Origin of the sequence: Helicobacter sp. 11S02596-1, assembly GCF_002272825.1 — a bacterium.
In the GTDB taxonomy this organism is placed as follows: domain Bacteria; phylum Campylobacterota; class Campylobacteria; order Campylobacterales; family Helicobacteraceae; genus Helicobacter_J.
The window spans coordinates 189,461-209,056 of record NZ_MLAM01000002.1; the positions used below are offsets into that span (position 1 = coordinate 189,461).

Annotated in this window: 21 protein-coding genes; 19 read left to right on the top strand and 2 right to left on the bottom strand. The window is 41.2% G+C overall.

Features of this window, described 5'->3' with window-relative positions:
- Position 1 precedes the first annotated feature (1 nt).
- The 18 genes from BJI48_RS02245 (at position 2) to BJI48_RS02330 (ending at position 14,568) form a co-directional block, all read left to right on the top strand.
- Positions 2-457: a thioesterase gene (locus tag BJI48_RS02245; RefSeq protein WP_095331415.1), complete on the top strand. Its 456-nt coding sequence runs from the start codon at positions 2-4 to the stop codon at positions 455-457.
- Entirely contained in the window at positions 454-1,590 is a 1,137-nt protein-coding gene (locus tag BJI48_RS02250; RefSeq protein ID WP_095331417.1) for a glycosyltransferase, read from the top strand. Before BJI48_RS02245 ends, BJI48_RS02250 begins: the two co-directional genes overlap by 4 nt.
- A 900-nt stretch (positions 1,591-2,490) precedes the next feature.
- Positions 2,491-3,600 carry an alanine--glyoxylate aminotransferase family protein gene (locus BJI48_RS02255; RefSeq protein WP_095331419.1) on the top strand — a complete coding sequence of 370 codons (1,110 nt, stop codon included), beginning with the start codon at positions 2,491-2,493 and terminating at the stop codon, positions 3,598-3,600.
- 14 nt (positions 3,601-3,614) lie between these two features.
- Entirely contained in the window at positions 3,615-4,073 is a 459-nt protein-coding gene (locus BJI48_RS02260; protein WP_095331421.1) for a phosphoribosyltransferase family protein, read from the top strand.
- Positions 4,067-5,395 carry a 30S ribosomal protein S12 methylthiotransferase RimO gene (gene rimO, locus BJI48_RS02265; protein ID WP_095331546.1) on the top strand — a complete coding sequence of 443 codons (1,329 nt, stop codon included), beginning with the start codon at positions 4,067-4,069 and terminating at the stop codon, positions 5,393-5,395. Before BJI48_RS02260 ends, rimO begins: the two co-directional genes overlap by 7 nt.
- The gene (gene tilS, locus BJI48_RS02270; protein ID WP_095331423.1) at positions 5,389-6,462 is read left to right on the top strand and encodes a tRNA lysidine(34) synthetase TilS; all 1,074 of its coding nucleotides are present in this window, start codon (positions 5,389-5,391) and stop codon (positions 6,460-6,462) included. Before rimO ends, tilS begins: the two co-directional genes overlap by 7 nt.
- 124 nt (positions 6,463-6,586) lie before the next feature.
- Positions 6,587-8,053: a cytochrome-c oxidase, cbb3-type subunit I gene (ccoN, locus tag BJI48_RS02275; protein WP_095331425.1), complete on the top strand. Its 1,467-nt coding sequence runs from the start codon at positions 6,587-6,589 to the stop codon at positions 8,051-8,053.
- A gap of 12 nt (positions 8,054-8,065) precedes the next feature.
- A complete protein-coding gene (gene ccoO / locus BJI48_RS02280; protein WP_095331427.1) occupies positions 8,066-8,749 on the top strand; it encodes a cytochrome-c oxidase, cbb3-type subunit II in 684 nt (227 codons plus the stop codon).
- A 13-nt stretch (positions 8,750-8,762) separates the two neighbouring features.
- Entirely contained in the window at positions 8,763-8,972 is a 210-nt protein-coding gene (locus BJI48_RS02285; protein WP_180763022.1) for a cytochrome c oxidase, cbb3-type, CcoQ subunit, read from the top strand.
- Positions 8,973-8,984: 12 nt separating this feature from the next.
- Positions 8,985-9,860 carry a cytochrome-c oxidase, cbb3-type subunit III gene (gene ccoP, locus BJI48_RS02290; RefSeq protein ID WP_095331431.1) on the top strand — a complete coding sequence of 292 codons (876 nt, stop codon included), beginning with the start codon at positions 8,985-8,987 and terminating at the stop codon, positions 9,858-9,860.
- Between the two features lie 10 nt (positions 9,861-9,870).
- The gene (locus tag BJI48_RS02295; protein WP_095331433.1) at positions 9,871-10,077 is read left to right on the top strand and encodes a DUF4006 family protein; all 207 of its coding nucleotides are present in this window, start codon (positions 9,871-9,873) and stop codon (positions 10,075-10,077) included.
- 212 nt (positions 10,078-10,289) lie between these two features.
- The gene (locus BJI48_RS02300) at positions 10,290-10,790 is read left to right on the top strand and encodes a TPM domain-containing protein (RefSeq protein WP_180763018.1); all 501 of its coding nucleotides are present in this window, start codon (positions 10,290-10,292) and stop codon (positions 10,788-10,790) included.
- On the top strand, positions 10,787-11,386 hold the full coding sequence (locus BJI48_RS02305) for a hypothetical protein (protein WP_095331437.1): 600 nt from the start codon (positions 10,787-10,789) through the stop codon (positions 11,384-11,386). Before BJI48_RS02300 ends, BJI48_RS02305 begins: the two co-directional genes overlap by 4 nt.
- Entirely contained in the window at positions 11,367-11,711 is a 345-nt protein-coding gene (locus BJI48_RS02310; protein WP_095331439.1) for a hypothetical protein, read from the top strand. Before BJI48_RS02305 ends, BJI48_RS02310 begins: the two co-directional genes overlap by 20 nt.
- Before the next feature lie 2 nt (positions 11,712-11,713).
- Positions 11,714-12,169, top strand: a complete 456-nt coding sequence (locus tag BJI48_RS02315) for a hypothetical protein (protein ID WP_095331441.1) — start codon at positions 11,714-11,716, stop codon at positions 12,167-12,169.
- Positions 12,166-12,549, top strand: coding sequence for a hypothetical protein (locus BJI48_RS02320; protein WP_095331443.1), 384 nt, complete (start codon positions 12,166-12,168; stop codon positions 12,547-12,549). Before BJI48_RS02315 ends, BJI48_RS02320 begins: the two co-directional genes overlap by 4 nt.
- Complete coding sequence (locus tag BJI48_RS02325; RefSeq protein ID WP_095331445.1) at positions 12,546-13,547, top strand: PilT/PilU family type 4a pilus ATPase; 1,002 nt, start codon at positions 12,546-12,548, stop codon at positions 13,545-13,547. Before BJI48_RS02320 ends, BJI48_RS02325 begins: the two co-directional genes overlap by 4 nt.
- A 265-nt stretch (positions 13,548-13,812) precedes the next feature.
- Positions 13,813-14,568, top strand: coding sequence for an exodeoxyribonuclease III (locus tag BJI48_RS02330; protein WP_095331447.1), 756 nt, complete (start codon positions 13,813-13,815; stop codon positions 14,566-14,568).
- On the opposite strand, the gene metA is transcribed toward BJI48_RS02330, so the two are convergent.
- Positions 14,522-15,463 carry a homoserine O-succinyltransferase gene (gene metA, locus BJI48_RS02335; protein WP_095331449.1) on the bottom strand — a complete coding sequence of 314 codons (942 nt, stop codon included), beginning with the start codon at positions 15,461-15,463 and terminating at the stop codon, positions 14,522-14,524. The genes BJI48_RS02330 and metA overlap by 47 nt on opposite strands.
- 757 nt (positions 15,464-16,220) lie before the next feature.
- On the opposite strand from metA, the gene BJI48_RS02340 reads away from it, so the two are divergent.
- Positions 16,221-17,051, top strand: a complete 831-nt coding sequence (locus BJI48_RS02340; protein WP_095331451.1) for a hypothetical protein — start codon at positions 16,221-16,223, stop codon at positions 17,049-17,051.
- A 633-nt stretch (positions 17,052-17,684) separates the two neighbouring features.
- Here BJI48_RS02340 and BJI48_RS02345 read toward each other — a convergent pair.
- Entirely contained in the window at positions 17,685-19,586 is a 1,902-nt protein-coding gene (locus tag BJI48_RS02345) for a mechanosensitive ion channel family protein (RefSeq protein ID WP_257874352.1), read from the bottom strand.
- Positions 19,587-19,596: the final 10 nt, after the last annotated feature.

Here is a 19,596-nt window from a genome sequence, read left to right on the forward strand (position 1 = left end):
AATGGATCAACAAATCGACCAAAGCGAACAAGGGCAGGTAAATAACGAAGAATTGATTATTTGTAGCAAGATTGATGGGGGGATGTGTGGGGAGTTGCTTACATTATCGCAAAACAAAGCGGAAGTGTTTTTTGTGCCGACAGAAGCGATGCTTTGTGATGATACAACCATTCACGCAGGCTTTGTTTTCAACGCTGCTGCGTATGCTAGTCTCTGTGCTATCAATAAAAAAAATAGCATTATCATCGGTTCAGAAACGAAGTTTTTAGCCCCTATTGAGCTGGGACACGAACTCATTTTTAGGGCAAATGCCCTGCAGAGTGAAGCAAAAAAATGCGAGGTAAAGGTGGAGGGTTTTTTGCTCGACATCAAGGTGTTTGATGGTATTTTTTATGTAGCGATTTTTGATCGCAAACTTTTCAAACTCAAACTCAAAGATGAAAAAGGTCCTCAATGATTATCGTGTTGGTCGTAGATAGCTTTGCAGACAAGAGTAATGGCACATCAATGACAGCCTTTCGATTTGCCAATGCCTTAAAAGCTAGAGGACATCACGTGCGTGTTGTCGCCCCCCATATCGAGGGTGAGGGGTATTATGCGATTCCAGAGCGCTATATCCCTTTGGTAACAGAGATTTCGCACAAACAGCATATGATTTTTGGCAAGCCTGTAAAAAGCACGCTAAAGGAAGCATTTAGTGGGGCAGATATCGTGCATTTGTTTTTGCCTTTTAAGCTTGAAATTGCCTCTATTGCTGTTGCCAAAGAGATGAAAATCCCTTATATGGGGGCATTCCACCTCCAGCCCGAGCATATTACTTATAATATCGGCTTGCAATCGCTCGGGTTTTTGAATCGTTTTATTTTTTGGCTTTTTAAATTTCGTTTTTATCGCCATATTTCTCATATCCATTGCCCCTCTAAGCTGATTGAAGAGGAGATTACAAGAAATGGTTACAAAGGCAAAAAATACGTGATTTCCAATGGATTTGACACGCTATATTCCCCACCGAGTGCAAAGCCTGCTAGCGATGGTTTTATCCATATCACGATGGTGGGGCGCTACTCTAATGAAAAGCGTCAAGATGTTTTGATTGAAGCGATTAGGGCGAGTAAATATGCTAAGAAAATCAAACTCCATCTCAAAGGCATTGGCCCGACACAAAAAAGGCTACAAAATTTGGCGATGGCGCTAGAAAACCCCGTTGATTTTGGTTTTGTCTCACCGCCAGATTTGCTAAAGATTTTGCACCAAAGTGATATTTATGTCCATACCGCTGATGTTGAGGGCGAGGCAATCGCTTGCTTGGAAGCAATCTCTTGTGGCGTGGTGCCTATCATTTCTGATAGCAAAATATCAGCTACCGGGCAGTTTGCCCTCGATGATCGCTCGTTGTTTGTAGCGGGGAATGCTAAAGATTTGGCTAGCAAGATTGATTATTGGATAGAAAATCCAACGGAACGAGAGCGTATGGGGAAACTTTATGCCAAAAGTGCGCTTAATTATACGCTAGAGCGCTCTATAGAGCAAGCTGAAGCGATGTATGCGGAAGTCATTGAGGATTTTCATTATGCTGACTCGGTTCGCTGAACCGAACCTGAAGACCACCTCGCTCCAAAGTTTAAAAATTTTATTTTCCATAGCCTTATCGCTAGTTATTATTTCTTATACTCGCTAGAAAGGGACTAGGGGGCTAGCCGTATTGCCATACTTCGGACGAAGCATAAGGCAATCGGCGTGCGAGGCTACCAAAGCCAAGCAGTTGGCTCTGGCTTTACGCCTCTCCTTACGAAGTCCGCAGGGTGGGCGGGTCAAAAAGACCCCTTTAGAACCCCTACCCCCCGACACGCCCCCAATGCAATACAGAATTAAAAAGCGTAGCGGGGTTTGGTTTGCTAGTGGATAGGATTTTAAAGCCATCTAAGGTTTTCAAGTCTTAAACTGCTAGCCTTTGTCGGGCTTGTGTGCTGTGAAAAATCGGAAATAAGGGCGTTGAAGTGCGCCCGCCGATTTTTCGCAAGGAGACACAAGCAAGCGACTTCCCCGCCCTTGTTTGCCGAAAAGAAAAGCGGAGGCTTATTCTTTTCGTGGGTTAAGGGCGGGGTTAGGGGTGGGTTAATACCCCTTTTCTTTTGCGATAAGAAAGCTAAAAGTTTTTAGAAAAGTTAGCAGGCGAAAGCCTAGAAACATTATTTTTTACTCGGTTTGTTTTGCAAACAAACCTGAAGACCGCTACGCAGGGAGTAAATCCCTGCTTCGCTCCTAAAGGATTGGGTTATTCCCAGCTATCGCTGGTCATCAACCCGTTTTCTAAGGTTTTCAAGTCTCGAGTTGCTTGACTTTTCGTTCCTCCTCTCATACCCAAACTTTCGTTTGTGTATTGAAGATATTTTCAGCGGTTTTGACAATCAGTAAGGTATTTTATTGCCTTAGTGTCTAAAATGATTTAACATTTTGTATAATGCTAGGATATTTTGACTGGAGAAGATGATGTTACTTTTCACACCCGGACCCACGCCTGTTCCTGAGAGTATCAGAATGGAGATGGCACGCCCCACCATCCACCACCGCACCCCTGAATTTGAAGCGTGCTTCAAGCAAGCTAGAGAGGGATTATTAGCGATGATAAAAATGCCAGAAGTCTTAATGCTTGCTAGTAGCGGTAGCGGGGCGATGGAGGCTTGTGTGCGGGCATTTTGTGCCAAAAAGCTTTTGAGTATCAATAGCGGAAAATTTGGCGAAAGATTTGCCAAAATCGCCCAAGCTTATAATATCCCCAACCAAGAGATAACAAACGAATGGGATACGCCTGTGAGCGTTGAGGCGATCATCAATGCGCTCCAAGCTGATGAACAGATCGATGCGGTATGCGTGCAAGTATGCGAATCTGCAGGGGGGTTGCGCCATCCTGTTGAAGCCATTGCCCAAGCGGTCAAACAGCATAACCCCGACATAATGGTCATCGCTGATGCGATCACGGCGATGGGGGTTGAGCCTATTGACACCAGCCATATCGACGCTCTCATTGGTGGGAGTCAAAAGGCGTTTATGTTGCCTCCAGGGATGAGTATCATCGGGCTAAGTCAAAAAGCTGTTTTGATGGCTGAAGAGCGTGATGTTGGATTTTATTTTAATCTCAAAACCGAACTCAAAAACCAAAGAAACAACACCACCGCTTGGACAGCCCCAACAACCATCATCACTGGGCTTGTGAAATACTTTTCAGACATTGAGGCATTAGGTGGTATGGAAGCGATATATTCTCAAACGCGCCAAAGGGCGCTAGCCACACGGGTAGCACTTGAAGCTATTGGGCTTAAGATCTATCCAAAAGCTCCTGCTTTGGCGATGACAACGATTTTTGATGAAAAGCACGCCAGTCAAATCCGCAAGATCCTAAAAAATGAATTTTGCCTCAATCTCGCTGGCGGGCAAGATCGGCTCAAAACCTCGATTTTTCGTATCAATCATATGGGAATGATCCCCATACACGAGGCTTTGTGGGTAGTCAATGCGATTGAGTTGGCTTTGGAAAGACTAGGGGTGCGAAGCTTTGATGGGCGTGCTAATGCCGTGTTTTTGCAACATTATTACAGCTAGGAGGAGAGTAGCGGATGGTTTATGCTTATAGCGATTTTTTGGGCGATATGAAAGAGCTTCGCAGACAAATCGAAGCAAAAATCGGCATTCCTGATGCGATTGTATGTATCCTCAGAGGCGGGATGACGATGAGCCATATGCTGGCATTGGCTTGGAATCTGCGGGCAGTTTATGCCCTCAATGCGATTTCTTATAGCGATGCAAACGTGCAGAGTTCGCTTATTATCGAAAATATGCCCGCTATCAAGGATGAACACCAAAAAATCCTCATCGTTGATGAGATTGTCGATAGTGGGGAGACCCTAGAAACCATTATGCAAAAATTCCGATCCGCTTACCCGCAAAAATCGTTTTATTCATCTGTGATTTTTCAAAAGCCTACCGCAAAAGTATGTGCGGATTTTTATCTCAAACAGCCTGCTGAGTGGGTTGATTTTTTTTGGGAAGTCGATATGTTGGAGAAAAAATCTTGAGCAAAAAACTGCATTTGATTTCTCTGGGTTGCACCAAAAATCTTGTCGATTCGGAAGTGATGTTAGGGAGACTTAGCGATTATGAGATGACCGATTCTCCTGAGCTTGCTGATGTTATTATCATCAATACTTGCGGGTTTATCCAATCTGCCAAAGAAGAAAGTATCCAGACGATTTTACAAGCCTCAGAACGCAAGAAAAATGGGGCTTTGCTCGTGGCGAGTGGGTGTTTGAGCCAGCGCTATAAAGATGAGCTTCAAAAGCTTATCCCTGAAATCGATATCATCACTGGCGTGGGGGATTATGACAAGATCGATAGAATGTTAGAGCAAAAAAGCCCCCAAATAAGCGAGCGGGTGTTCTTGGCTGATGAAGCTTCACGGCGAGTGATTACGGGTTCGAGGATTCACGCTTATATCAAAATCTCTGAGGGTTGCAATCAAAATTGCAGTTTTTGTGCGATACCAAGCTTCAAAGGCAGGCTTCAAAGCCGAAGTATTGATTCGATTTTAAAAGAAATCCAAATTTTAAGCGAACAAGGATTTTGTGATTTTACGTTTATCGCCCAAGATTCGAGTTCCTATCTCTACGACCACAAGCAAAAAGATGGCTTGATTGCCCTCATTGATGCGATTGAAAAGCAAAATCTTGCTAAAAGTGCGAGGATTTTATATCTCTATCCCTCCAGCACGACATTAGAGTTGATAGAAAAGATTGCTGATTCTAAGATTTTTCAAAATTATTTTGATATGCCTATCCAGCACATCAGTGAAGCAATGCTAAAAAAAATGCGCCGAGGTAGCAGTAAAGCCCAGCATATAGAGCTTCTAAATGCAATGCGTGCCGTGCCGGGAAGCTTTGTGAGAAGCACGCTCATTGTCGGTCATCCCCAAGAGAGCGAGCAAGATTTTGAGGAATTGTGTGCTTTTTTACAGGATTTTCGTTTTGATCGGCTCAATATCTTTGCATTCTCATCTGAAGAAGGCACGATAGCTCAAAAGCTCGATGGCAAAATCCCCACATCTATCATCAACAAACGCCTCTCTACCCTCAATAAAATCATTTTAACCCAACAAAAACATCTCTACAAACAAATGCTTTCTCAAGCCTACCCGATTATCTTGGAGGGGAAAAGCGAGATGAGCGAGTATTTTTATAGTGCTAGAGATATTCGGTGGGCGCCTGAAGTCGATGGGGAGATACTCATCAATGATAGCGAGCTGGAAAATCTCACCTTGGAATCAGGCTATTATGAAGCTGTGCTAAGCGATGTAAAAGACAAGCTATTATTTGGCAAGGTTACCAAAAAACTCCAATGCTAGAATGCGCGTTTTTGCCCGAGCTTAAAGGTCGCAAAAATCTTTTGGGTTTTTCAGGGGGTCCTGATTCGGTCGCATTGTTTTATGCGCTCGCACATCACGGCATTGGCTTTGATATGGCGATTGTCGATTATGGGTTGCGGGAATCTTGTAAAGATGAGGTCGCTTACGCACAGGCTTTGGCACAGGAATATCAAAAAGAATGCTTTGTATTAAAGTCCCCAAAGATAGAAACAAATTTTGAAGCCAGTGCCCGCCGTATTCGTTATGATTTTTTTGAGGAACTCATCGCTAAAGAGGGTTATGAAAATCTCGTTTTAGCCCATCATCTAGGCGATAGGCTGGAGTGGTTTTTGATGCAACTAACAAAGGGCTGTTCTTTAGGCACGCTTTTGGGTTTTGATGGGATTGAGGTTCGAGAAAATTATCAGATCATTCGCCCATTGATAAATACGCCTAAAAGCAAGATTTATGCGTATTGTTTGCCTTATAAATTTTTTGAAGATAAGAGCAATCAAGACACAACGCATAGGCGCAATGAATTTCGCCACAACTATGCGAATGCTTTGATAGAAAAATACAGCGGTGGTATCGTGAGATCTTTTGCATATCTTGCAAGCGAAAAATCCCTGCTCTATCCAAAAGTCCCGATCGCTCGCTTGGGCGAAATCAGATTTTTTGCTCGCAAAAGTGCCGTTGTAGATATGTATTGGAGTGATAAAATCCTCAAAACAATGGGCTATGTCCTTTCAGCTTCCCAACGCCAAGAGGTGCTAAAAACAGATTTTTGTTTGTGTATTGCACAAAAAAATCAAACATTTATTTTAGGGAGCAATCAAACATATATTTTTATATCAAAATCCCTGCATATAGGACACGCCCCACCAGCACGGCATTTGGTGGCACAACACCGCCTAGTAGTGATGCCAAAGCGATTCAAAGACATCGCAAGGAAGCTAAAAATCCCCCCCAATATACGGGCACAAATCTATGTGTATTTGAGTGATTTGGGGTTGGAAGTAGCACAGATGGCGGATTATTTGAAAGAAAAGCTTTCCAATTGTGAATAGATTGTCAATATTTGATTCATTTTTTGCCATATAGATTGCATTTTTAAGTTATACATCAAGAAAAAAGGCTTAGAATTAAGGTATTGCTTCTAACAAGAACAAATCACAACATAAAGGAGAAAAAATGCACAACGATACTACTTTGGAGTATGACTACTCGATTGCCAAGTTGTTTTTGTATGCAACGATGGCATTTGGGTTTGTAGGGATGCTTATTGGTGTTGTATTGGCATTCCAGTTGGCTTTTCCAGATCTGAATTATATTGCGGGGGAATATAGCATATTTGGGAGGCTTAGACCGCTACATACTAATGCTGTCATTTATGGTTTCACATTGAGTGGGATTTGGGCAGCGTGGTATTACCTAGGTCAAAGGGTGCTAAAAATCACTTACCACCAACACGCTTTTTTGAAATTCATTGGTTATTTGCATTTTTGGCTTTATATCATTTTGCTTGTGCTTGCTGTTATCAGCCTTTTTGCTGGTCTGACACAATCAAAAGAATACGCTGAATTGATTTGGCCTCTTGATATTTTGGTAGTTATCGTGTGGGTGCTTTGGGGGATTAGTATGTTCGGGAGTATGGGGGTGAGAAGGGAGAGGACGATTTATATCTCTTTATGGTATTTTATCGCTACATTCACCGCTATATCCGTGCTTTATATCTTCAATAACTTGGCTGTTCCGACTTATTTTGTTTCTGGTGTGGGGAGTATCTGGCATTCGATTTCGATGTTTGCAGGGACTAATGATGCGATGATTCAATGGTGGTGGGGACACAATGCGGTGGCATTTGTTTTTACTTCTGGGATTATTGGGATTATTTATTATTTCTTGCCAAAAGAATCCGGTCAGCCTATTTTTTCCTATAAACTCACATTATTTTCTTTTTGGAGCTTGATGTTTGTGTATATCTGGGCAGGTGGGCATCACGTGATTTATTCAACCGTGCCTGATTGGGTGCAAACACTTGGTTCGGTGTTTTCAGTAATTTTGATTTTGCCTTCTTGGGGAACAGCTATCAATATGTTGCTTACAATGCGAGGGCAATGGCACCAACTCAAAGAATCACCATTGATAAAATTCCTCGTTCTCGCTTCAACATTTTATATGCTTGCCACGTTGGAAGGTCCGATTCAAGCGATCAAATCGGTCAATGCTTTGGCACACTTTACTGACTGGATTATCGGTCACGTTCACGATGGGGTGCTGGGATGGGTTGGATTTACCATCATTGCAGCTTGCTACCATATGCTCCCTCGAATGTATAAACGAGAGATTTACTCCAGAAAGATTATGGATATGCAGTTTTGGATTATGACTATTGGTATCGTGCTTTATTTCTCTAGTATGTGGATATCTGGTATCACGCAAGGGATGATGTGGCGAGATGTCGATCAGTATGGTAATCTTACTTATCAGTTTATTGATACGGTGCGTGTCTTATTCCCTTATTATGTGATTCGAGGGATTGGGGGATTGATGTATCTGATAGGCTTTGCTATGTTTATCTACAATGTTGTGATGACCATCACTGCAGCAAAACAGCTAGAGCGAGAGCCAAATTATGCTTCGCCTATGGCTGCTTGATAAGGGGGTATTATGTTTAGTTGGTTAGAAAAAAATCCGTTCTTTTTCACGGTAGCATTTTTATTCGTCTTTTCGATTGCTGGGCTTGTTGAGATTTTGCCCGACTTTATGAAGTCCTCTAGACCTATCGAGGGTCTCCGTCCTTATACGGTGCTTGAGACGGCAGGTAGGCAGGTTTATATCAACAATGGTTGTTACAACTGCCATTCCCAGCTTATCCGCCCATTTCAAGCAGAAACTGATCGCTATGGGGCGTATAGCTTGAGCGGGGAGTATGCTTATGATAGACCTTTCTTGTGGGGTTCTAAGCGAACGGGTCCGGATCTTCAACGGGTGGGTGATAGCAGGACAACCGATTGGCACGAAAATCATATGTGGGAGCCTACCAGTGTCGTGCCTGATTCGATAATGCCTGCTTATCATCATCTATTCAAAAAAGATGCGGATTTTGATACCGCTTATGCAGAAGCTTATACGCAAAAAGTGGTTTTTGGTGTTCCTTATGATACCCCAGGTGGCGTGCCTCTAGGGAATATTGAAGAAGCCAAAAAAGCCTATATGGAAGAAGCGGGTCAGATTGTCGAAAATATGAAAAACCAAAAGATTAAAGATGCTTTCCAAAAAGGAGAAGTCAAAGAGATTGTTGCTTTGATTGCTTATCTCAATAGTCTTGGTCAATCTAGGATAGGCAAGTAAAGGAAGTCAAATGATAGATCTTGAATCATTAGAGGTAATCAGGGCGATTGCTTATGTCGTCGCTACGATCTTGTTGGTCATATTTTTGTATGCCTACATCGCAAGTATGTATATCAATCAAAGAAAAGGCATCGTAGATTATGAAAAATATGCGAATTTGGCTTTGAAAGACAACTTAGATGATGAGGTTATTGAGCCTAGAGAAAACAAACAAAACAAATAAAAAGGAGCGAATATGGGATGGTTGAATGATAATATAAATTTATTCGGTCTCGTCGCTGCGATCGTCATTTTAGTATTGACGGTGTATGTCGCAGGAAATTTAATCAAGAAAATGCGCGATGCCAAAGCTGAGGGCGAGCTAACTGAACACAAATGGGATGGTATCGCAGAATTTGCCAACAATCTGCCTGTTGGCTGGACGGTGAGCTTTTTGGTATTGATTTTATGGGGTTTTTGGTATTTATTTTTTGGTTATCCTTTAAATTCCTACTCCCAGATAGGAGACTATAACCAGCAGGTCCAAACCCATAATCAAAAATTTGAAGAAAAATGGAAAACCCTCAGCAATGAAGATTTAGTCAATATGGGGCAAGGGATATTCTTGGTCCAGTGTTCGCAGTGCCACGGCATTACTGCAGAGGGTATGCACGGGAAAGCCCAGAATCTCACCCGATGGGGCAAGGAAGAGGGCATTATGGATACTATTGAGCACGGCAGTGTGGGGCTTGGGTATGATGGGGGAGAAATGCCTGTTTTGGGTTTGAGCAAAGAAGATGCCAAAGCCGTAGCTGCTTATATTATGGCTGATGTTTCTGATCTCAAGCATACAAAATACCCTGCTGATGTTCAAAAGGGTAAAGAAGTCTATGATAGTGCCGGCTGTTCTGGATGCCACGGACCCGATGGCAAAGGAATGCCTGGAATGGATAATTTTGCTCCAAATCTAAGCCAATACGGGACTTATGAGTTCCTCAAAAGAGTTTTGGAACACGGCAAAAAAGGACACATTGGACAAATGCCCTCGTTTGCTTATAGGAATTTTAACGATACCCAGATCAAAGCACTTGCAGCCTATATCGGTTCTTTGCAACCTTTGAGTGAAGACTAAGGAGTAACTAATGAATGGATTATTTGGAATCAATGGATTACTAGGCTATTTGGTTGCCGTTCTTTTGGTTGTTGGAGCGGCTGGCGTTTTTGGCTTTGCTGCTATCCATATACAAAAATCGCAAGCGACAAATTATTACAAGATTGACAATCAAGATGCCATCAAAATGAAAAGTGTCGGGAATGAAGATCATTACCAGTTAGTGCAGGAAAAATAAAGGAGACGCTATGCAATTCACTACTCTTGAAAAGGTTTTGGCATTTTTTATTATTTTGACCATCATTATGACGATTGTGATTCCTTTCGTCCCGAATCTCTTTTTGTTTTTGGTATAAGATGGTTTTTTGTTTAAAGAGGTTGGTTTTTTGCCTCTTTCTGCCAATATTTTTATTTGCAGATTCTTTTGTTTTGGACAATCAAGCGGGGCTTTTGATACCCAAAAGTGCAGCATTTGTCCAAGACGTTTCCGGCGAGCTTAAATACAAAACAGGCTTTTCGCTTTATGTTGATGTTAATAATGCCTCTTTGGATTCAAAACAAAAGAGAGAAGATTACAAAAATAGTGTTATATCCAAGCTTTCTCCCCCTTATGGGGTTTTATTTTTTTTCAGACAGCCCAAAAAAATCGACATTGTTTTGAGTGAAGATTCTCAAAATATTTTTGATATTGACCAAATCTATTTCGATTATATCGCCCCGCTTTTACCTGAAAAAGATCTTGATCTCACGCCACAAAGGATTTCAGCTATCATATTAAATGGCTATTCTGAAATCGCTGATAGGATTGCACACAATTATGGGGTTACTTTGGAGAATAATTTTCCCTCTGAAAACCAAAATTTATTTGTGCGTGTGGTTTTATATTTGATGCTTTTTACATTGGTAGGATTATTTATTCTGGTTTATTTTTTCCAAAGGCATAAAAAATGAAAAAAAATAGAAATTTTTGGCCTCTAGGCATTTTGAGTGTGATTGTTATCGGGATTGTTTTGTTGGTTTTGTTGGTGAGACTTTCGGTGGTCCATCCTATTATCGATGATGGGGCGTATTTTGAAAAATATAGCGATGTCGATAAAGATATCAATCGCATTATCAAGGATACAAAAGCGTTTGAAAATGATTATGCCCTCTATATCGGGGCAAATCAAAAACCCCCTCAGGAAGCCATTTATCGCCCACTATCGCCTTATTTTGTAAAAGGACATCGAGACAAACTCAAAGAGCAGCCAAAAGTCGAGCTTTTTACCGATGCGCCCAATCGTATTGATGTCGCAATGATTCCCAAAGTTTCTGACCCATTGATAACAGATGTTAGTATCCGCCTTTTTATGGTTCGTTACCACAGCAAAACGGAGCGTTTAGACCTGGGCAATCTTGAATGCTCATCGGGAACTTGCTTGAGTCCTGAATTTAGCATTGATATGGCAGGCAGGTGGAAAGCGATTTTGCAAGTTACATACACCCAAAATCAGACCCATAAGAAAATATTTTTTGAAAAAGAGTTTTTTGCTTCCGAGCGCCCATAGAGGTTTTGCTAGTGTTGAGTTGTTGATGGCGCTTGTGGTGATGGGTGTAGCATTTAAGGTTTTTTGGAAAATTTATGAAGAAAATGAGCGCTATCACATTTTTTCTCAAAAAAGTCAAAAAATGTTTTTAGCCCAAAAAAACATCAGCAAGGCATTGGATTTTGGAGGCACGCAAAATGCAAAATCTTTTGTTGTGTTGTCTCAAAAAGGTTTTCGCTACGAGGGAAAGCTCCTAGAAGAGCGTAGGGAAGAGGGGTTGGCATACCATTATTTTTATCCTCAAAGCATTAGCAAAAATCAAGCCATCACAGATGGAAAAAAATAGATATGGAAAATACAGGGACAATAAAAACAACACCAAAAAATAGAAGCGCATTTGCCTTGCTTGATCTTGTTATCACGATAGCGATTATGGGGATTATTGGGATAGCTGGGATGAAGATGTTTTTTAGTTTGCAGAGTCAAAATCATCTCAAAAGTCGCCAGATTCAGATTATTTCAGAACTCCAAAATGCCCTGGACGCATTAGAAAATTACCTCTTAGAAGCGCAAAAAGACTCCGTTGTTTTTCAAAATCATTCGTTATCGTGGCAAATGCTTGAAAATGCCAAATCCCACCAAGCGACCTTGAAAGGAAATGCCTTGTATCTCGATGGCTGGATGGTCTTATCGAAAGTGAGCGATTTTGCTTTGCATAGAGATGGCAATGGATGGGAGCTTGTGCTGTGCGTGGGGGAGAAAAACCCATTTTGTTCTCACAGATGGGTGTGGGCAATCCAATGAGAGAAGCCTATATTTTTCTTTCGGCAATGGCGGTGTTTTTGGGGATTGCCATTATTGCGATTGTCTCACTCCAGCGTAGCGGGACACAGCTTGATCGCTTGAGCAATACACATTTAAAATCCCAGTCCTTGCTTGATGTTCGCAGTATTTTGCAGATGGCAAAAATGTGTTTAGAGACCTATGGGATGGGGGATTGTGAATCTGATAGCTTTGCGTTTGGTGTTCTAAGCGGTGGGTATCGCTTGGAGCTTGATAAACAGGGTGCTTATTGGGCAGATATTTATGTGGAGAGAAAAAACATCCGAACTTCTCAAATCCTAAGAACACGCCTCAAATTACCCCTGCAAGACGGCAAAAATCACAACAAAGATAAAAAATGACGGATACAAAAATACTACTCAAATCTATCTTGTCAGAGGCTTTGGGACATCAGGCTTCAGACATACATATCTTAGGGAGTGGGGAGGTGTTTTTTCGGGTGGCAAAAAACCTCTTGCCAGCTAGCGTGAGACTAGATAGGGCAATGATGGAAACAATACAAAAAGAAATCCTTGATGATAACCAGATAAAACAATGCACCACAGGAATAGAGCTTGATACTTCTGTGGAAATTGATAACGTGCGTTTGCGTATCCACGCCTACCTCACACGTTCGCTGGGGTCTTTTAGTATCCGCATACTCCCACAAACTATACCCACGATGGACGAGCTGGGATTGCCTAGTATATTGAAAGAAATTTTTAGTCAAAATGACGGGCTGATTTTGGTGAGTGGGGCTACAGGGAGTGGGAAATCCACGAGTATTGCTGCGGCTTTGGAATATGTCAATCAACATTTTAGTCGCCATATCGTGTGTATCGAAGATCCTGTGGAATACCTCCACCAGAATGCCAAAAGCTTTTTTTCCTATCGCGAGATCGGCAAAGACAGCGTGAGCTTTGATACTGCTATCAGGGCGAGCTTGCGAGAAGACCCTGATATTGTGTTTATCGGGGAGCTTCGGAGTTTTGAATCGATAAAATCCGCTCTTTTGTGTGCGCAAACCGGGCATCTCGTCGTCGCTAGCACGCACGCCCAAGATGCTGCTAGCACGATAGCTAGAATCGTGCATAGTGCGGGCAGTGATAGGGCAGAAATCGCTTCAGAGCTTGCTTTTTGCTTGCGTGCAATCATCTCTCAAAAACTTTTGCCTATTAGCGAAAAGCAATTGCGTGGGATTTTTGAGGTTTTGCTCGCTACCCCAGCGGTCAAGACGCTCATCCGTGATCAGAAATTCCATCAAATCCCATCTCAAATTGCGATGGGGAGGGAGTTTGGAATGATGAGTTTTGAAGAATCCCAAAAGACAATGCCACGTGGGATTTGCCCTAGCACGTAGGGGGTTAATTGTTTTATGGTGCGTGGGTAAGGTATAATGCAAGCTTTGCCTGAGAGGCAAAGTTGAACTTTTGAAAATGAGTGGAGTGGCTTTTTGGTAGTAATTCCACACGACAAACCTTAGAAACTTATTTCCAATACCCAAGCAACGCTTGGGTATGAAATGATTACTTTAGGAATGGAGACAGGCTTTGCCTGTCGGAATGGTCTTCAGGTTTGGATTTTAAAATCCAAACCGAGTAAAAAACAAATGTTAAAGGAAAACAATGAAGCTCGTATCGTGGAATGTCAATGGTTTGCGCGCTTGTATGAACAAAGGTTTTATGGATTTTTTCACTTCAATAGATGCGGATGTTTTTTGCATTCAAGAATCCAAAATGAGCCCCGATCAAGCGGCATTTGATTTTAAAGGCTATGAAGAATATTGGAATGCAGCAGAGAAAAAAGGCTATTCGGGTGTGGCGATTTTTTCAAAAAATAAACCCAAAAATGTCGCCTATGATATGGGTATCGCCCATCACGATAAAGAGGGCAGGATCATCACGGCAGAATATGAGGATTTTTATCTGGTGAATGTCTATACGCCCAATTCCAAGCGTGAGCTCGAAAGATTGTCTTATCGGATGGAATGGGAAGATGACTTTCGGGCGTTTTTAAAGCAACTCGAAACCAAAAAACCCGTCGTGGTGTGCGGGGATTTGAATGTCGCCCACAAAGAAATCGATCTCAAAAATCCAAAAACAAATCGAAGAAATGCGGGTTTTACCGATGAAGAAAGAGAGAAATTCACGCAATTACTCGATGCGGGTTTTACCGATACGTATCGGTATTTTTATCCTGAAAAGACAGGGGCTTACACGTGGTGGAGCTATATGGGCAAGGCAAGAGAAAACAACACGGGTTGGAGGATTGATTATTTTTTGTGTTCAAATATTCTTGCCAAAAATCTCAAAAATGCCCAAATCTACCCTGAAATCACGGGGAGTGATCATTGCCCGGTGAGTGTTGAGATTGAATGCTAAGCGATGTGATGTTATAGGGGGTGATTTGATAAACATAGTGATTGAGCCAATTGCTAAAAATCAGGCTCGCACCAGCTTTCCAGTTTGCACGGATATTGCCAGTAGTGTCGAAATAATTTTTTGGTTTTTGAATGGCTAGCCCTTTGGCTTTGTCTCTTTCATACTCGTTTTTTAGGGTATCTTTGTCGTATTCCAAATGCCCGATAATAAAAATCTTTTTGTTATCACAGGATTTGATGATACCTGCTCCTACTGCATCGCTTTGGCACAAAATACGCAACTTTTCACATCGCAAAATCGCCACTTCATCCACTCCGGTATGCCGAGAATGTGGTATTGCAATCTCATCATCGCAACCTGTGAATAAAACATCCGCACACTTGGTGTGAGAAAAAACCCCAAAAGCCTTGTTTTCCAAAGAATATTTTTGAATACCATAATGATAATACAAGCCCGCCATCGCCCCCCAGCAGATATAAAGCGTGCTATTGACGTGCGTTTGGGCAAAGTCTAAAATTTCTTTGAACTCATCCCAGTAAGCCACCTCTTCAAATGCCATCGTTTCGATCGGCGCACCCGTGATAATCATCCCATCAAAATATCGGTTTTTCAGCCTATCAAATGTCTCATAAAACCTTTCTAAATGCGTTTTTGGGGTGTTTTTGCTCGCATAGGTTTGTGTCGTGATGAATGTGATTTTGACTTGGAGAGGCGAATTTGCCAGCAGTCTTAGGAGCTGGCTTTCGGTCTGGATTTTGGTCGGCATTAGGTTGAATATAGCAATTTCAATGGGGCGAATATCTTGTCTTTGGGCACGGCGTGAAGACATCACAAAGATATTTTCATTCTGTAGCACGCCAAAAGCGGGAATATCTTGGGGAATGATGAGCGGCATAAGTTCCTCCGATAGTAAAGATTTTAGGTATGAAATTATAATAAACACGATATGTGTTTATTATATAGATAAAATATAAATCGGCATAGAAAAATCAAAGGAATCCTAAAATTTTCATTATGTTTAATTTGATTCAGTTTATTAAAAACTGAATCTGAAGACCACTCACGGGAGCGAAGCTCCCGAACGTTGCTAAAGTTATTTGACCCACCCACCCGATTATAGTCAAACTAACGCAGGAATATCAACCCAGTTTCTAAGGTTTGAAGTCTGGAATTGCTAGCAAACCAAAGCCAGCTACGCTTTTTAATCTTGTATTACATTGGGGGCGTGTCAGGGGGTAGGGGTTTAAGGGGTCTAGGGGGGCGGACTTCGCAATTCTAAGCTTTTATGGGTGGGTGGGTCAGCCTGACCCCCTTCTAGCTAGTATAAGAAAAAATAACTAGTTGCACGGCTATGGAAAAGAATCATTATTTTCCACTCGGTTTGATTTGCAAACCTGAAGACCGCTGCGCTTTTACCCACCCGCCCATTGATAAATCCCCGTTTTTATTCCTTCTGATAATTTGATTTTCCTAAAGGGGCAGAATACAAAAAGCCTCGCTACTTGTTTAATCATCAAAAAAAGTGATTTAGCAGTGTTTGGAGGGCATCCAAAAATATGTAAATTTTAGCCTCTAACCCCTTGACGGGGGGGGGGGGGGTAAATAGTAGAATAAGCATATTGAAAAGAAAAATAAACTTAGGAGAAAAAGAAATGAAAAAATGGTTTTTAACTGGCTTAGCCATAGGTGTTTTAGGGCTTAGTGGTGTGAATGCGGATGATTTGGATAATGAAATCCAGCGATTGGAGAAAGAAAATAAACTGCTTGAGCTTAAACAAAAGCAAAAAGAGTTGCAAAGCAATCAAGAAAATATACAAAGCAATGACAAACAAAAGACAAAGTCTAAAGATTCCAAAAATGGGTTTTTTGTAGGTGTAGAGGGGAATGTGAGTGGGGAGAAGATGACAATGTTTGTTTATGAAAACAAAGATTTTACAAATGTTACTGCAGGGGAAGCTACTTCCACATTCTTTGAGGGTGGCTTGGTCGGGGGTTACCAGCATTATTTTGGACAAACCCAGCGACACGGGATTAAGGTTTCGGCTCACTTATATTCAGGTTATGATGCTTGGAAGCTTAATATGTTTGATAGAACAAATATCATCAGTTATATCCCTATCAAATTGGGTTTGGATGTCAAATACCTCTGGGATTTTTGGCAAATCGATAAACAACAAACCTTAGGGCTGAATGTGGGTTTGGGTTACCAGTTTGATTACTATACAGGCGGGAAAGGCAAAGAGGGTAATCAGACTTTTGATAGTATCTTTACCTCTGATTTCTATCCTGTAGTTGGCTTGCATTATTATCTTAGCCGTCACCAATTTGAATTGCTTTACCGCTTTGGGGGAATATTTGGGATGAGTTCAGATAAAAAAAGAATTTATCAAAAAATTGATGAAAACGATAATTATTATAACAGATTAGAGGTCAAACTCCTCACCCAAAGCTACCTCACATTTAATTATGCCTATCGGTTTTAAGCCTTTTTATGTTTGTTGGTTTGAGCCAATGCCTGCTTTTGCCCTTTTTAGAGGGTGTGCAGGCATTGCTTGAATTCCTACTTTTTATTTTTCTCTTAAATCTCTTTTAAAACTTATTTCTAACACACAAGCGAAGCATTTGACCCGCCCACCCGTGAAATGGTTACTTTAGGAGGAGAGCCGTTAAAAAAGAGATAACTGCTTATCTCTTTTAGGCTCGCACGGCGATGGTAATATGCGACAAAATGAGCATAACCATACGCCTAAACCTTAATTTAATTGCGGAGTGGTCAAGAGAATTCAGTTTTCTAAACTGAATTGAGTAAGCATAATAGAATTTAGCTGACTTTTAAGTTCTAAAAAAATTTGTTATGATTATGTTTGAGGTTGTGCCAAGAGGGTCGCAACCTCTTGGCAAATTTATGACCTCGAAATGAGGTGGTAGAAATGCCAGTCTTTAAGATAATCAAGCTTATCTTAAGGGTGATTATAGCATTAATTTTATTAATTTCTGTAGCCCTTTAAGATAAAACGCTTAGAGTGTAGGGAAATCCCCTTGAGCAAGCCACTCTAAGCCCCTTGATTATCTCCCTCTAGCTTGCTTTTGTTGATTATTATTTTTTAAATAAATTCCTAGCATAAGGTTTTTGGGAATGTCTCCACATAAACACTCTGGCTGGGGAATGCAAAGCTCAAGCCGTTGTTTTCTACGATAGCCATTATTTTAAGGATCACATCTTCTTTGACTTTTAGAAATTCTCCCCAAACCACGCTTTTGCTAAAGCAATAAATCAAAATATTGATCGAACTTTCTGCTAATTCATCGACAAACACAAAAAGCGTGCTTTTATAGCCCATATAATCATCCATTGAAATGATGTCTTTTTTGAAAATCACCTCATAATCTAACGAACCTCGCTCATCGCTATCTTTTGAGATATGCGGGTTGTTGAGTAGCATTTCTTTGATTTCTTTGACGCATTTTTGGAGTTTTTCGGCTGGGGTGTCATAAGTCAAGCCAATATTCATCTTGATACGCCTGCCAACCTTGCGGCGATTCCAGTTGCGGATGGAGCGATTGGCAAGCTCGGAATTTGGCACAAAAAGCAGTGCATTATCAAACGTCCGCACACTCGTGCGTCGCAAACCCATCTCCACGACCGTTCCCTCAATATCCCCGCAAACTATCCAATCACCCTGCGAAAACGAATTGTCAAAAAGGAGCATTACCGAAGCAAAGAAATTTGCCAGCATATCTTTGACCGCCAAAGCCACTGCCAAGCCCCCAATCCCCAAAGAAGCGATGATAGCAGAGATATTGAAGCCCAAATGTTTCAAAATCGCCAAAATAGCAATCACAATCACGATGAAGTAGATGATTTTTAAGATCAGATTGATGACTTCTTTTCTGAACCCATCGGTGCTTTTTTGCGCAATGGTCGTGATAAAGGCGGTGCCATAGCCTTTGAGTAGCGAAATCACAAACCACGCCAATAAGGCAATATAGACCACCCCAAACCAAATCTGAAGCTTGATGGAAGGCAGGCTGGGGTAATACAAAATATCCAAAGAAATATCAAAGCTATAAACCAACAAAAAAACCGACACAGGGGCAATGATGTCATTGCGGATTTTGTTTTGTATCTCGCGATTGTGGCGGGTGAATTTGATAAAAAAATCCAGTAGTTTCATAATGATTCTCGCTACAATCTTGCGACATCCCAGCAACAAAATAAGCGTTACAAGAGAGAGCACAACCTTTGCGATACCTAGATTATGCGTTGTTAGCGGGATATAATGATCGATTTTTTCTAGCACCCATTCCATCCCGATACTCATCGCCACGCTCTGTGGTAGCACTTCTTGCGGGTTTTTTTGAATGTAATTGATGATTTCTATATAAGTTTGTAGCTTGATTTGATATTCTTTGAGTTCGGTTTTTATGATATGGATTTGTGGCTCTTTGAGTTTTTCTTGCGACTCGGTTTGGAGCGTTTTGGAAAAAAAGTCTTCTTGAACCTCTTTTTGATTCAATTCGATCAAATAGGGCGAAATAATCTTGATAATATCTTCTTTTTGGCTAAAAAAATCAATTTTTTGACGCAAAGTTTCCAAAAACTCATACATTTTTTGATCCAACCAAAGAGAATCTAACCTGATCTTATCGAGGGAAAAGGCATAAATATCTTGGATTTGCGTGCTGGTTTTTAAGCGTTGTTTGATTTGGTCTTGCTCAGTTTTGTTTTGTTCGATGTTGATACCTATTTTTTCCTTGCGATGGGTGATTTTAGAAACGAGTTCTTTCATCAAATGATTTTTTTGATCGGCATACAAAGTCGATTCTTGGAGCTTTTGCGGGTCTTTTTTGGTGGTGGCAATGAGCGTATTGAGTTTGTCGATTTGCTTCAAAATCACATACAAATCAACAAAATCCGGCTCTGTTGCTTTGAGGGTGGTTGGGAGGGCAAGCGGGGCAAAAACCCCAAAAAATACGCTAAAAAATATAATCTTGCAAGCAAAAATCATCTTTTTCATTGCTTTTTAT

Bases quoted from the DNA above. Each gene is read 5' to 3' on its own strand.
- BJI48_RS02245 (WP_095331415.1), top strand. From the start codon at position 2: ATGGATCAACAAATCGACCAAAGCGAACAAGGGCAGGTAAATAACGAA.
- BJI48_RS02315 (WP_095331441.1), top strand. From the start codon at position 11,714: ATGGAAAATACAGGGACAATAAAAACAACACCAAAAAATAGAAGCGCA.
- ccoN (WP_095331425.1), top strand. From the start codon at position 6,587: ATGCACAACGATACTACTTTGGAGTATGACTACTCGATTGCCAAGTTG.
- BJI48_RS02255 (WP_095331419.1), top strand. From the start codon at position 2,491: ATGTTACTTTTCACACCCGGACCCACGCCTGTTCCTGAGAGTATCAGA.
- metA (WP_095331449.1), bottom strand. From the start codon at position 15,463: ATGCCGCTCATCATTCCCCAAGATATTCCCGCTTTTGGCGTGCTACAG.
- BJI48_RS02345 (WP_257874352.1), bottom strand. From the start codon at position 19,586: ATGAAAAAGATGATTTTTGCTTGCAAGATTATATTTTTTAGCGTATTT.
- BJI48_RS02325 (WP_095331445.1), top strand. From the start codon at position 12,546: ATGACGGATACAAAAATACTACTCAAATCTATCTTGTCAGAGGCTTTG.
- ccoO (WP_095331427.1), top strand. From the start codon at position 8,066: ATGTTTAGTTGGTTAGAAAAAAATCCGTTCTTTTTCACGGTAGCATTT.
- BJI48_RS02320 (WP_095331443.1), top strand. From the start codon at position 12,166: ATGAGAGAAGCCTATATTTTTCTTTCGGCAATGGCGGTGTTTTTGGGG.
- BJI48_RS02250 (WP_095331417.1), top strand. From the start codon at position 454: ATGATTATCGTGTTGGTCGTAGATAGCTTTGCAGACAAGAGTAATGGC.
- BJI48_RS02330 (WP_095331447.1), top strand. From the start codon at position 13,813: ATGAAGCTCGTATCGTGGAATGTCAATGGTTTGCGCGCTTGTATGAAC.
- BJI48_RS02305 (WP_095331437.1), top strand. From the start codon at position 10,787: ATGAAAAAAAATAGAAATTTTTGGCCTCTAGGCATTTTGAGTGTGATT.
- ccoP (WP_095331431.1), top strand. From the start codon at position 8,985: ATGGGATGGTTGAATGATAATATAAATTTATTCGGTCTCGTCGCTGCG.
- BJI48_RS02295 (WP_095331433.1), top strand. From the start codon at position 9,871: ATGAATGGATTATTTGGAATCAATGGATTACTAGGCTATTTGGTTGCC.
- tilS (WP_095331423.1), top strand. From the start codon at position 5,389: ATGCTAGAATGCGCGTTTTTGCCCGAGCTTAAAGGTCGCAAAAATCTT.
- BJI48_RS02340 (WP_095331451.1), top strand. From the start codon at position 16,221: ATGAAAAAATGGTTTTTAACTGGCTTAGCCATAGGTGTTTTAGGGCTT.
- BJI48_RS02260 (WP_095331421.1), top strand. From the start codon at position 3,615: ATGGTTTATGCTTATAGCGATTTTTTGGGCGATATGAAAGAGCTTCGC.